At 67.2% G+C, this 11,678-nt stretch carries 14 protein-coding genes; 8 read left to right on the top strand and 6 right to left on the bottom strand.

Features of this window, described 5'->3' with window-relative positions; all coding sequences use genetic code 11:
* Positions 1-84 precede the first annotated feature (84 nt).
* The 3 genes from U5817_RS03350 to U5817_RS03360 are packed head-to-tail and all read right to left on the bottom strand — an operon-like array spanning position 85 to position 2,722.
* Entirely contained in the window at positions 85-849 is a 765-nt protein-coding gene (locus U5817_RS03350) for an SDR family NAD(P)-dependent oxidoreductase (protein ID WP_169129990.1), read from the bottom strand.
* Positions 850-875: 26 nt separating this feature from the next.
* A complete protein-coding gene (locus tag U5817_RS03355) occupies positions 876-1,877 on the bottom strand; it encodes a transketolase family protein (RefSeq protein ID WP_407279711.1) in 1,002 nt (333 codons plus the stop codon).
* On the bottom strand, positions 1,874-2,722 hold the full coding sequence (locus U5817_RS03360; protein ID WP_407279712.1) for a transketolase: 849 nt from the start codon (positions 2,720-2,722) through the stop codon (positions 1,874-1,876). The genes U5817_RS03355 and U5817_RS03360 overlap by 4 nt, the downstream gene beginning before the upstream one ends.
* A gap of 198 nt (positions 2,723-2,920) precedes the next feature.
* Between U5817_RS03360 and gcvA the strand changes: the two genes are divergently transcribed.
* The 3 genes from gcvA (at position 2,921) to U5817_RS03375 (ending at position 5,596) form a co-directional block, all read left to right on the top strand.
* Positions 2,921-3,820, top strand: coding sequence for a transcriptional regulator GcvA (gene gcvA / locus U5817_RS03365; RefSeq protein ID WP_211167183.1), 900 nt, complete (start codon positions 2,921-2,923; stop codon positions 3,818-3,820).
* A gap of 146 nt (positions 3,821-3,966) precedes the next feature.
* Entirely contained in the window at positions 3,967-4,518 is a 552-nt protein-coding gene (locus U5817_RS03370) for a hypothetical protein (RefSeq protein WP_407279713.1), read from the top strand.
* Between the two features lie 67 nt (positions 4,519-4,585).
* Positions 4,586-5,596, top strand: coding sequence for a nucleoid-associated protein (locus tag U5817_RS03375; protein WP_169129998.1), 1,011 nt, complete (start codon positions 4,586-4,588; stop codon positions 5,594-5,596).
* A gap of 21 nt (positions 5,597-5,617) precedes the next feature.
* Here the strand turns inward: U5817_RS03375 and U5817_RS03380 are convergent, their stop codons facing one another.
* The 3 genes from U5817_RS03380 to U5817_RS03390 all read right to left on the bottom strand — a co-directional run bounded on the left by U5817_RS03380 (position 5,618) and on the right by U5817_RS03390 (position 7,928).
* Positions 5,618-6,769: a methyltransferase gene (locus U5817_RS03380; RefSeq protein WP_407279714.1), complete on the bottom strand. Its 1,152-nt coding sequence runs from the start codon at positions 6,767-6,769 to the stop codon at positions 5,618-5,620.
* Between the two features lie 46 nt (positions 6,770-6,815).
* The gene (locus U5817_RS03385; protein WP_169130002.1) at positions 6,816-7,307 is read right to left on the bottom strand and encodes an acyl-CoA thioesterase; all 492 of its coding nucleotides are present in this window, start codon (positions 7,305-7,307) and stop codon (positions 6,816-6,818) included.
* Between the two features lie 135 nt (positions 7,308-7,442).
* Positions 7,443-7,928 (bottom strand): bacteriohemerythrin, encoded by a 486-nt coding sequence (locus U5817_RS03390; RefSeq protein WP_169130004.1) that lies wholly within the window; start codon positions 7,926-7,928, stop codon positions 7,443-7,445.
* Between the two features lie 235 nt (positions 7,929-8,163).
* Between U5817_RS03390 and otnI the strand changes: the two genes are divergently transcribed.
* From otnI to U5817_RS03415, 5 genes are all read left to right on the top strand, one after another.
* Positions 8,164-8,943 carry a 2-oxo-tetronate isomerase gene (otnI, locus tag U5817_RS03395; RefSeq protein ID WP_169130006.1) on the top strand — a complete coding sequence of 260 codons (780 nt, stop codon included), beginning with the start codon at positions 8,164-8,166 and terminating at the stop codon, positions 8,941-8,943.
* A 262-nt stretch (positions 8,944-9,205) separates the two neighbouring features.
* Complete coding sequence (locus U5817_RS03400; protein ID WP_169130008.1) at positions 9,206-9,607, top strand: hypothetical protein; 402 nt, start codon at positions 9,206-9,208, stop codon at positions 9,605-9,607.
* A gap of 219 nt (positions 9,608-9,826) precedes the next feature.
* A complete protein-coding gene (locus tag U5817_RS03405; RefSeq protein WP_169130010.1) occupies positions 9,827-10,855 on the top strand; it encodes a type I glyceraldehyde-3-phosphate dehydrogenase in 1,029 nt (342 codons plus the stop codon).
* Positions 10,856-10,962: 107 nt separating this feature from the next.
* Entirely contained in the window at positions 10,963-11,226 is a 264-nt protein-coding gene (locus U5817_RS03410; protein WP_407279715.1) for a hypothetical protein, read from the top strand.
* A 6-nt stretch (positions 11,227-11,232) separates the two neighbouring features.
* The gene (locus U5817_RS03415) at positions 11,233-11,631 is read left to right on the top strand and encodes a RidA family protein (protein ID WP_407279716.1); all 399 of its coding nucleotides are present in this window, start codon (positions 11,233-11,235) and stop codon (positions 11,629-11,631) included.
* Positions 11,632-11,678 lie beyond the last annotated feature (47 nt).

Raw genomic sequence — 11,678 nt, forward strand, 5'->3', positions numbered from 1 at the left:
GTCTCCTGCCTTCCGATGTCCCCTCGCAGCGGGTCTTTGCGAGCCCGCGCGAAGGGGTGGGTTCGATAGTTTTAGATTGCCGCGTCAGCCGTGGATCAGCATGCCGCCATTGACGTCGATCACCGCACCGGTGATGTAGCCGGACAGCTCGGACGCGAGGAACAGGTAGGCTCCGGCGATCTCGTCCGCCTTGCCCAGCCGGTTGAGTGGAATCGTCGCCGCGATCTCGGCCTTCTTCGCATCGTCGAGCTTGCCGCTCGTGATGTCGGTGTCGATCAGGCCGGGGGTCACGCAGTTGAAGCGGATGTTGTCCGGACCGAATTCGCGCGCCATCGCCTTCGCGAGGCCCAGCACGCCGGCCTTGGCCGCCGAGTAGTGCGGGCCGCCGAGAATACCGCCGCCGCGCTGCGCCGACACTGACGACATGCTGACAACCGAGCCGCCGCCCTGCTTCTTCATCTGCGGGATCACGGCCTGCGACAGGTACAGCACGCCGCGCAGATTGACGTCGAGGATGCGATCCCAGCTCGCCGGGTCGATTTCCAGCGTCTTCACCGGCTGCGTGATGCCCGCATTGTTGATCAGGATGTCGATGCGGCCGAAGTCGGCGATGGCGCGACCGGCTGCGATCTGGCAGGCGTCGCGGTCGGCGACGTTGCAGGCGTAACCGCGGTGTTCCGGTCCGATGGAAGCGGCGGCGTCGGCGGCGGCCTTCTCGTCCAGATCCAGGATGGCGACCTTGGCGCCGTGCCTGGCGAACATGCGCGCCGTGGCGAGGCCGATGCCGCGCGGGGATGCCGCGCCGGAGATCATCGCGACCTTGCCTTCGAGTAGAAGCGAATTGCTCATCATAGTTCCTTGGGGTCGGGGCCGGCTCAGCCGAGCCAGTTCTTGATGGTCGAAGCCATCACGTTCGTTGAGATGCCGTAGCGGTCGTGCAGGGTCGGCAGCGCGCCGGCGTCGAGGAAGGCGTCGGGCAGCGCGATCTGGCGGAACGGCGGGGTGACGCCAGCGCTGAGCATAGCGGTCGCAACGGCTTCGCCCAGGCCGCCGATCGTCGTGTGGTTCTCGGCGACGACGACGAGGCGGCCCGAACGGCCGGCTTCGCGCAGGATGGTCGAGGTGTCGAGCGGCTTGATCGTCGGCACGTGCAGCACGCCGACGTCCACCGAATCCGCTTCGAGCGCCTTCGCGACTTCCAGCGCCCGCATCGTCATGATCCCGGACGAGATCACGAGCACGTCGCGGCCGTCGCGCACGAGCTTGGCCTTGCCGAGTTCGAACTTGTAGTCGTACTCGTCGAGCACCAGCGGCACCTGGCCGCGCAAGAGGCGCATGTACACCGGACCCTTGTGCTCGGCCACCGCCGGCACCATCTGCTCGATGTCGAGCGCGTCGCACGGGTCGATGATCGTCATGCCCGGCATTGCCCGCATCAGCGCGAGGTCCTCGGCTGCCTGATGGCTCGGGCCGTAGCCGGTGGTGAGGCCGGGCAGCGCGCAGGCGATCTTCACGTTCAGGTCGTCCTCGGCGATCGTCTGGTGCATGAAGTCGTAGGCCCGGCGCGTCGCGAACACCGCGTAGGTGGTCACAAAGGGCATCGCGCCTTCATGCGCGAAACCGGCCGCCGCACCCATCAGCAGCTGCTCGGCCATGCCCATCTGGTAGAAGCGCTCGGGGTAGGCCTGCGCGAAGATGTGCAGATCGGTGTATTTCGCGAGGTCGGCCGTCATGCCGACCACTTCGGGGCGCTCGGCAGCGAGCTTCACGAGCGCGTGGCCGAAGGGCGCGGCGACGGTGCGCTGGCCTTCGCCGGCGATCGACGCGATCATCGCCGAGGTCTTGAGTTTGGGTTTTGCTGCGGTTGCAGTGCTCATGCTTGGTTCCTCCCGGCTTCCAGCGCTTCCAGGGCCAGTTGCCATTCGTGCGCATCGACGCGGATGAAGTGGTTCTTTTCCCGCGCTTCCAGGAAGGGCACGCCGCAGCCCATCAGGGTGTCGGCGATGATCATGCGCGGCTGGGGCAGGGGGTGGTTGCGTGCGGTGTCGAAGGCGGCGATCACGGCGTCGAGGTCGTTGCCGTCGATGCGCTGCGTGAACCAGCCGAAGGCCTGCATCTTCTCGGTAAGCGGCTCGAAGGCCATCACCTGCGACGACGGGCCGTCGGCCTGCTGGTTATTGACGTCGACGATCGCGATCATGTTGTCGAGCTTGTGATGCGCGGCCGACATCAGGCCTTCCCAGATCGCGCCTTCGTCGAGTTCGCCGTCCGAGAACAGCGTATACACGAAGGCGTCCGAGCCCTTGCGCTTCAGGCCGAGCGCGCGGCCGACGGCGATCGTCAGCCCCTGGCCCAGCGATCCGCCCGACATCTCCATGCCCGGCGTGTAGCTCGCCATGCCCGACATCGGCAGGCGGCTGTCGTCGCTGCCGTAGGTTTCGAGCTCTTCCTGGGGGATGATGCCCGCCTCGATCAGCGCCGCGTACAGCGCGATCGCGTAGTGGCCGTTCGACAGCAGGAAGCGGTCGCGGCCTTCCCAGTCCGGATCCTCCGGGCGGTAACGCATCGAGTTGAAGTAGGCCACCGCCAGCACGTCGGCGATGTCGAGCGCCTGGGCGATGTAGCCCTGGCCTTGCACCTCACCCATCCGCAGCGCGTTGCGCCGGATGCAGTAGGCGTGTTCGGCGACTCGGGCGCGATTGGCTGCCACGCTGATATCCACGCAAATCTCCTTTGTAGGTCCCGCCGTCCGACGACGTCGGGAGGGGGTTCTTTCTCTGTCGTGAGAGGGGGTCTCTCCGCCTTCGCTCGGGCCGTCCGCGGTCCGTCCGGCGAGTGGAGAAATCGTATTCCCTTGCCAAATCGCGCTCAAACGAATAATCATGGCTGATAGGTGAACTGGATTCATGTGAGTGGTGCAATGCAAAATCGTGTCCCCCTCAAGGCCGTGCAAGCCTTCGAAGCCGCTGCGCGGCTGTCTTCTTTTGCGCTTGCAGCAGAAGAACTGTTCGTGACGCCCTCCGCGGTGAGCCACCAGATCAAGCTCCTGGAGGAGCAATTCGGGGTCCGTCTCTTCCATCGCGTGCACCGTGCGGTGGTCCTGACGGACGCCGGGCGGCGCTACGCGGAGGAGGTATCCGCAGCGTTCTCGCGCATCGACCTGGCCACCCGCGAGCTCGGGCGCACCGAAAAGAGCGACATCCTCACCGTGCATTCGACGCCCAGTTTCGCGACGCAGTGGCTGATGCCGCGGCTGGCGCGGTTCAGCGCGGCCCATCCCGACATCGACGTGCGCCTGAACTCGTCCTACCCGCCACCGCCGGACCTGCTCACGCAGGGCGTCGATATCGACATCCGCTGGGGCATGCGGCGACTGCAGCCGGCCGGCACCATGGTGCTGCTCTTTCCGCCCGAGACCATCGTGCCGCTGTGCACGCCCGAACTCGCGAACGGCCCCCACCCGCTGCGCACGCCCGAGGACCTGCAGCACCACACCCTGATCCACAGCGAGGTCTGCCTCGTGAGCTGGCGCGACTGGATGCGCCAGCATCGTAAGGTCAAGCTGGACATCTCCCGCGGCCTGCGCTTCGACCGCTCCTTCATGGCGATCAGCGCCGCGGTGGACGGCCTCGGCGTGTGCCTCGAAAGCCTGCTTCTCGTTCAGCGCGAGCTGGAGACCGGGCGCCTGGTCGCCCCCTTCGGCCTGGAGGGGCCCAAGGTCCAGAGCTACACCTTCAACCTGCTGAAATCGCGCGCCGAGCTGCCCAAGATCCGCAGCTTCCAGGACTGGATCTTCGGCGAACTGGAGAGGGTGGCGTGAAGTTGGGAGTCCCCGCTGGTAACCGCCTGCAAGCTGTCCTATTAATGAAGCTCGGACCGTCCGTATACGGGCGGAAGGTGCCCGCAGCCGGGGCACGGCAGCATTCACGGACGCGACGGCCGTGAATCGGTGCAGGAGCAGCGACCATGTTCGACAAGGAACGGTTCATCCACGACTGCACGCAGGCCGTGGCGGAAGGCCCGGCGGCGGTGCGCGAGATCGTCGCGGAGGCCGTCTCGGACGGCCCCTCGATCATCGCCGCGCTCGGCGCTCCCGCACATGCCGGCATCAACGCGTTGCTCCGTTCGCCCGAGCTCACGATCATCAATTTCGTGTGGGCCCCCTGCATGAGCCTGATGCCGCACAACCACTGGATGTTCTCGGTGGTCGGAATCTACGCGGGGCGCGAGGACAACGTGTTCTGGCGCCGGTCCCCGCAGGGTATCGAGGCGTTCGGCGCGACTTCGCTGGGGGAAGGGGATGTCACCGCGCTCGAGCGTGACGCGATCCATTCGGTGCTCAACCCGATCGGCAAGATGAGCTGCGCAATCCACGTATATGGCGGCGATTTCTTCGCCCCGCCGCAGCAGCGCAGCATGTGGGATCACGAAACGCTCGTCGAGGAGCCCTGGGAAGTGGAGAAGGTGAAAGCGCTGTTCGACCAGGCGGAATCCCGCTTCAACGCCTGGCACGCGTGACGCGAAGGCGGTCACGTGCAGCTCCGGGCGTGCGAGAATCGCGCCCCCGTCTGCACGAGATGCCGCAATGAGCCAGGTCCAGCACACCGTCACCCACCTCGTCGTCCACAAACTTCACCGCGCCGGCGAGAGCCCGGCGAGCGCCGAGCTGCGCGAGGGCGCGTGCCGTGTGGACGATGCCGCATTGCGCCTGGTCGAGCGCCTGTGCGGCCACTACGCGGACCGCAGCAGCAGGGGCTACGGGCGCTTCGCGGAGGAGGCGGAGTCGGACACGCCCCTGCCGCGTCTCGTGCGCGAGCACGTCGTGGACAAGAGCCTCGACTTCGCCGCGCTGTCGCATCGCATGATGGACGCGCTGCGCCTGTGCGCGGACGAGGAAGGCGCGGAGGTCACGGGCTACGTCGTGATCGCGCGCATCCTCGAAGGCTCGACCGACTGCCTGTGGATCGCCGTGGTCGGCGAGGCCGTCGGCAGCGCCGTCACCGGCGCGCTCGACATCGTCGACTGCCTGCATCTCGACTTCACGGCGCTGCCCGCAGTGGGGCGCATCGACCTCACCGGCTGGCAACGCGGCGACGAGCGCTACATCAGCTTCCTCAAGGGGCGCGGCGATGTCGCGCCCTGGTTCAAGCGCTTCCTCGGCTGTGGCGACGTCGTGATCGCGCTGAAGGAAACCAAGAAGCTCGTGCAGCGTCTCTCCGACTTCGCCGACACGCAGCGCCTCGAGGCGCCCGCGCGCGACGCGATGCTGGAACGCGCGCACGGCTACCTGGACGAGCTGGGCGAGGCCGGCTCGCCGCTCGCGCTCGATGAGATCGCGCGCAAGGTGTGGCCCGAGCAGCCGGAGCGCCTCGACGCGGCCCTCTCGTCCGGCGAGGCGCCGCTCGCCAGCGGCTTCGTCCCCGACCGCCGCGCAATCCGCCCGCTGGTGCGTTTCCGTGCCGCCGGAGAGCAGTGGAAGCTGGAATTCGACCGCGCGAGCCTGCATTCGGGCGCCGTGCACTACGACCGTGCGAGCGACACGCTGGTGCTGTCGGGCCTGCCCGAGTACCTCAAGAAGATGCTGCAGGAGGAATGAGGCGACAGCGCTCGCGCCGGCTCAGCGCGCGGCGAGGCGCCACAGCGACGTGACTTCCGCGGCGCGTGCCGCGTGCAGCGCATCGTCGGCGTCGCTCGCCTTGCCATGCCGGGGACGGGCGTCGAGCCTTCCCAGCACCTGCAGGCCGCCCGCGTCGATCGCCGCGAGCAGCTCCTCGCGCGAGCGCAGGCCCAGATGCTCCGCGAGATCCGACAGGATCAGCCAGCCTTCCCCGCCGGGCGCGAGATGCGCCGCGAGGCCGGCGAGAAAGGCGCGCAGCATGCGGCTGTCGGGGTCGTACACGGCGTATTCGACGGGCGAGCTCGGGCGCGCCGGCACCCACGGCGGGTTGCACACCACCAGCGCCGCACGGCCTTCCGGGAACATGTCCGCCTGCACGACTTCGATCTGCCCCGCATAGCCGAGGCGCGCGAGGTTCTCGCCCGCGCAGGCCAGCGCGCGCGGATCCTGGTCGGTCGCGACGACGCGCGCGACGCCGCGGCGCGCGAGCACAGCCGCGATCACGCCCGTGCCGGTCCCCACGTCGAAGGCCGCCGCGTCGCCCGCGAGGGCAGCCGGCAGGGGCGCCCTGGCGACGAGATCGACGTATTCGCCGCGCACCGGCGAGAACACGCCGTAATGCGGATGGATCGCCGCGCCAAGCGCCGGGATCGGCACGCCCTTCTTGCGCCACTCGTGCGCCCCGATCAGGCCCAGCAGCTCGCGCAGCGACGCGACATAGGCTTCGTCGGCGGCGCCGTAGGCTTCGAGGCAGGCCTGTCGCACATCCGGTGCGCGGCGCAGCGGCAGGCCGTGGCCGGCCTCGAAAGGCAGCAGGAGCATGCCCAGCACGCGCGCGCGCTGCGCCTGTGCCTGGCGGTGCAGGTGGAAGGTCTCCGTCGCGCTCTTCGCGGCGGCAGGCTTGCCGGAGCGGCGCGGCTTGCGCTCGATGCGCCGCGCCATCGCCTGCAGCAGCTGCTTCGCATTGTGGAAGTCGCCGCGGTACAGCAGCGCCGTGCCCTCGCACGCGAGCCGGTAGGCCTGGTCCGCGGGCGTCTGGTCGTCGACGAGCACGACCCGCCGCGGCGGCGGGCTGCCGCTTTCCGAGCGCCAGCGGGCCGAATGTGTCGCGCCGGTCTCATCCTGCCAGACGATTTGCGGGTGATCCTGCATCGGTTTTCCTTGATAAGTGCGCCACCCGCGGGGCGCAGGGGCGGGGTCAGGCCTTGTCGGCCGACCCGTGGGTCTCGGCGAAGCGCTTCTCGAGCTCCAGCCGCAGCGCCTTGCGCGCCTCCGCCGCCTCGAAACGCCGCTTCTCCTTCGGGCTGAACGGGCGCAGCGCCGGCACCGGCACCGGCTTGCCGTCGTCGTCGACGGCCACCATGGTGAAGAAGCAACTATTGGCGTGGCGCACTTCCTGGGTGCGGATGTTCTCCGCGACGACCTTGATGCCCACCTCCATCGACGACTTGCCGGTGTAGTTCACGCTCGCGAGGAAGGTCACGAGCTCACCCACCATGATGGGCTGGCGGAACATCACCTGATCCACCGACAGCGTGACGACGTAGCGTGCGGCGTAGCGGCTCGCGCAGGCGTAGGCAACCTGGTCGAGCAGCTTGAGCACGGCGCCGCCGTGCACCTTGCCGGAGAAGTTCGCCATGTCCGGTGTCATCAGCACCGTCATCGTGAGTTGGTGTGCAGGAAGATCCATCTCTGTTCTCGTCGGGGTTCGGGGGCGCGCCCTGTGCTCAGGGTCTGTCGGCGCATTGGCGCCAGCGGCGATTCTGAGCGCTCGCGCCGGGCGACGCAAACCCGCATGCGTCCCCGACGCGCTGCGTTGCGAGGATTACCAGAACTTCCACCACCACTTCTTTTTCTGCATCGTCGTCTTCACCTCTTCGGACCACTCCGAATAGCCCTTCAGGTCGGTGTTGCGGACGAAGTGGTTGCCGAAGCGCTTGTCGCTCTCGTTGATGTGTTTCGTCAGCCACACCTGCAGGAAGTGCAGCAGTTCGAAACTGATCGAGGCCTGGCCGCTGTCGAGCTTGTCCTGCAGCGACTTGACCTGGGCGATGAGGTCTTCGTGCTGCTGCTTGTGCAGTTCGAGACCGGGATAATGCGACACTCGCATCAGGCTCTCTTCCAGCAGGAAGTGGGTGCGCGTGTATTCCGCCAGCTGGTCGAGGATCGCGCGACAGGCCTGGCTGCCCTTGTGGTCGCGGATCGCGGCGTGCAGCTGGTTGAGCAGATCGACCAGCGTGCGATGCTGTTCGTCGATCTCCTGGATGCCGACGTTGAAGCTGTCGGACCACTCGAACAGGACTTGACTCATTAGTGCTCTCCGTACGACGTTGGAATTGTTGTGCGGGTCCGGCGGAGACGGGGCGGCGCCGCTACCGGATCGGCATCGCCCGATTATGCTCCGGGGGAAGGTGACTGTCATGCCGCGAGGCGCGATCCGAATGGCGCCGCAATGCTGGCGTGGTGCGGAGAAGTCCGCGACAATCGCCGCTCCGCGGGGCGTTCGCCCCTTGTCGCTTTTCCTGCCGTTTGCCGAGGACGCCGCGATGCCCAGGTTTGCCGCCAACCTGACGATGATGTTCAACGAGCAGCCGTTTCCGCAGCGTTTCGCCGCCGCCGCGCGTGCCGGTTTCGCGGCCGTCGAGTTCCTCTTCCCCTACGAGCACGCGCCGGCCGAGGTCGCAGCGTGGCTGCAAGACAACAGACTCGCCAACGTACTCTTCAACATGCCGCCGGGCGACTGGGCCGCGGGCGAGCGCGGCCTCGCGTCGCTGCCGGGGCGCGAGGCGGAATTCCGCGCGGGTGTCGCGCGCGGGCTCGAATACGCGCAGGCGCTCGGGACGCCTTGCCTGCACGTGATGGCAGGCCTGGCCGTGCCCGGCGTTGCGCCCGGCGTGCAGCGCGCCCTGTACGTTGACAACCTGCGCCATGCGGCGCGGGCTGCTGCGCAGCACGGCGTCAAGGTGCTGATCGAGCCGATCAACACGCGCGACATGCCGGGCTATTTCCTGAGCACCCAGGCCGAGGCGCATGCGATCCGCGAGGAAGTCGGCGAGCCCAACCTGATGGTGCAGATGGACCTCTACCACGCCCAGATCATGGAAGGCGACATCGCCACCAAGCTGCGCCGCTACCTGCCTCACATCGGCCACATACAGATCGCGGGCGTGCCCGCGCGCAATGAGCCGGACGACGGCGAACTCGACTACCGCTACCTCTTCCGCCTGCTCGACGAACTCGGCTACGCCGGCTGGGTCGGCTGCGAGTACCGGCCGCGCGGAAGGACCGAGGACGGACTGGGGTGGATGAGGGCGAACGTGGACTGACGGGCGGGGGGCGTTCTGGTGGAATTGACCCATGCCGGTGGGGCGAATCGCGCAGCGGGGCGGCCACAGGCTCGCGGCTGCCTGCGGAGTCATGTCGCCGGATGTTGACAAAAATCAATTAAAACAGGGGATTGAAGAAAATCTCTCCTCGCGGGGACGGGCTGGCACGCGCAGTGCATAAGAGCAGTGTCGGGCAGCGCTCGACGACTCAGATCGTAATGGGCGTTCCGGCCCGTGCCCCAACCTCGACAGGAGAGACAAAATGAAAACCTTTCCGCGCAAGCTTGCCGCAGCCATCATCGTCCTCGGATTCGCGACCACCGCGAGCTACGCAGCCACCGTGTCCGCCACCGCTCCAGCGCAAGGCAGCCAGGCAAGCGCGCCTGCCGCCCCGGTAACGATGCTGGCCAGGAAAGGGGCGGACGATGGCGCTCCCAAGCCCCGCCCCGATGACACCGGCTGCGACGATAACGGCACCGACATCTGCAACGCGATCGTCGCGAAGAAGGGTGCGGACGATGGCGGAGGTCGCAAGCCGCGGCCCGACGATACCGGCTGCGATGATAACGGTACCGACATCTGCCATGCGGTCGTCGCCAAGAAGGGAGCCGACGACACCCATCCGGAGGATGAGTCGGAGTTCGAGACCGAGACAGTCGGCTGAGACCAAGTCGGCAGCGAGCTTCGCCGCATGACGGCGAGGCTCGCCGGAAGTTTCCCCCCCCTTGCCGGAAGTGTCTCGCCCCAGCGCGGGCGCGTCCGGTGAGGGGGCAATGGTCTTCGAACGGCAAGGCGCATCGGGCGAACGCGACGGCACCCCCTTTCTCCGGCTATGCTTCGGTTTGAACATTCAACCGCATGGCCCGTCCGTCCCGTTCCCCGAATGAGCTTCCGCATCGCAATCAACGGCTACGGCCGTATCGGCCGCTGCTTCCTGCGCGCCCTCCACGAATCGCCGCTGCGCCAGTCGCTATCCGTCGTCGCCATAAACGAGCCGGCAGACATCGAGAGCATGGCCTATCTGACGCGCTTCGACTCGACCCACGGCTGTTTCCCCGGTACCGTCGGCATCCGTGACGGCTGCCTGCACATCGACGACCAGGACATCACCGTGACCCACGCGACGACGCCCGATGGCGTCGACTGGCGGGCCTTCGATGCCGACCTCCTCGTCGAGGCTTCCGGGCGCTACCGCTACCGGCACGAACTCGAAGCCTTCCTCGGCGCCGGCTGTCCGCGCCTGCTGCTCTCGCACCCCGGCCACAGCGCCGCCGATGTCGATCGCACCGTCGTGTTCGGCATGAACCACGAGTCGCTCGAAGGCAACGAGCGCATCGTCTCCGCCGCCTCCTGCACCACCAATGCCGTCGTGCCCATCCTCGCGATCCTCGAGCAGGCATTCGGCATCGAGCACGCGCTGACCACGACGCTGCATTCGGTGATGAACGACCAGCCCGTGATCGACGGCTACCACGCCACCGACCTGCGCATGACCCGCTCGGCGATGCAGTCGATGATCCCGGTCCAGACCGGCCTCGCGAAAGGCATCTCCCGCCTGCTGCCGGCGCTGGAAGGGCGCGTCGTCGCCAAGGCCATCCGCGTTCCCGTGCCGAACGTGTCGGCCATCGACCTGACGGTGACGCTCCGGCGCAACGCCACGGTCGAAACGATCAACCGCCTGATGCGCCGCGTCGCCGAGGAGGACCGCCACGGCGTGCTCGCATACTCCGACGGCCCGCACGCGTCGGTGGACTTCAACCACAACGGCTTCTCCGCCATCGTCGACGGCAGCCAGACCCATGCGAGCGGGGAGCGGCTCGTGAACCTGATGCTGTGGTTCGACAACGAATGGGCCTTCTCGCGCCGCATGCTGGACGTCGCGGCGTTCTGGGCGAAGCGGCTGGGGCGCTGAGCGTCGCGCCGCCGTCTGCACGGCGCGGCGGGGCGAATGTGCAATGCATCGACTATTCTGGATGGGCACGCCGCATTCTGCGGCCGCAACCATTCACGGAGTGTCGTGTGGCAAGCAAATACTTTTGCCTGGTGCTGACGCCGGACGGGCTTTCCGAACTGGCGCCGGTCCTGAAGGACTATCTGCACGAAGGCCCCATCGGCACCTACCTGTACTGCCGGGAGGCCGACCCGGGGCGCAACTACTTCCATGTGGTCGCGGAATGCGTCAAGGACGACCGCCCGACGATCGAATCCGAGGCTTTCATCCCGCACCGCTTCGTCAAGGTCGTCATCTCCAGTCCGGACCGCAAGCACATCGGCTTCCTCTGACTGCGCATGAACAAGCGGATCGTCCTCATCAAGGACGCCCCCACTCCTGTCGGCCCGTATTCGCAGGGCGTAATCATGGATGGGTGGGTCTGGACCTCCGGGCAAGTCGGCTTGAATCCGGCCACGGGGGAACTGGTTGGCCCTGACGTGGCGACGCAAGCCAATCAGGCGCTGCACAACATCGAGGCGATCCTGCGCGCGGCTGGATCCAGCCTGAACCAGGTTGTCCGCGTGACCGTCTTTCTGACGAACATGGACGACTTTTCCGCCGTGAATGCCGTGTATGCCAACTACTTTGCGACGGATTTCCCGGCGCGCTCGTGCGTGGAAGTCGCGCGCCTGCCGCTTGATGCGCTGGTCGAGATCGATGCGATGGCCAGGGTGAATCGCCTTGCGTCTCGATAGCGTGTATCCGCTTCATGCCACTACCCCGATGATCCCCCGCGCCTTGT

This window comes from Aromatoleum evansii, from assembly GCF_045689615.1.
Taxonomy (GTDB): Bacteria; Pseudomonadota; Gammaproteobacteria; order Burkholderiales; family Rhodocyclaceae; genus Aromatoleum; species Aromatoleum evansii.

Bases quoted from the DNA above. Each gene is read 5' to 3' on its own strand.
- U5817_RS03350 (WP_169129990.1), bottom strand. From the start codon at position 849: ATGAGCAATTCGCTTCTACTCGAAGGCAAGGTCGCGATGATCTCCGGC.
- U5817_RS03355 (WP_407279711.1), bottom strand. From the start codon at position 1,877: ATGAGCACTGCAACCGCAGCAAAACCCAAACTCAAGACCTCGGCGATG.
- gcvA (WP_211167183.1), top strand. From the start codon at position 2,921: ATGCAAAATCGTGTCCCCCTCAAGGCCGTGCAAGCCTTCGAAGCCGCT.
- U5817_RS03370 (WP_407279713.1), top strand. From the start codon at position 3,967: ATGTTCGACAAGGAACGGTTCATCCACGACTGCACGCAGGCCGTGGCG.
- U5817_RS03375 (WP_169129998.1), top strand. From the start codon at position 4,586: ATGAGCCAGGTCCAGCACACCGTCACCCACCTCGTCGTCCACAAACTT.
- U5817_RS03380 (WP_407279714.1), bottom strand. From the start codon at position 6,769: ATGCAGGATCACCCGCAAATCGTCTGGCAGGATGAGACCGGCGCGACA.
- U5817_RS03385 (WP_169130002.1), bottom strand. From the start codon at position 7,307: ATGGATCTTCCTGCACACCAACTCACGATGACGGTGCTGATGACACCG.
- U5817_RS03390 (WP_169130004.1), bottom strand. From the start codon at position 7,928: ATGAGTCAAGTCCTGTTCGAGTGGTCCGACAGCTTCAACGTCGGCATC.
- otnI (WP_169130006.1), top strand. From the start codon at position 8,164: ATGCCCAGGTTTGCCGCCAACCTGACGATGATGTTCAACGAGCAGCCG.
- U5817_RS03400 (WP_169130008.1), top strand. From the start codon at position 9,206: ATGAAAACCTTTCCGCGCAAGCTTGCCGCAGCCATCATCGTCCTCGGA.
- U5817_RS03405 (WP_169130010.1), top strand. From the start codon at position 9,827: ATGAGCTTCCGCATCGCAATCAACGGCTACGGCCGTATCGGCCGCTGC.
- U5817_RS03415 (WP_407279716.1), top strand. From the start codon at position 11,233: ATGAACAAGCGGATCGTCCTCATCAAGGACGCCCCCACTCCTGTCGGC.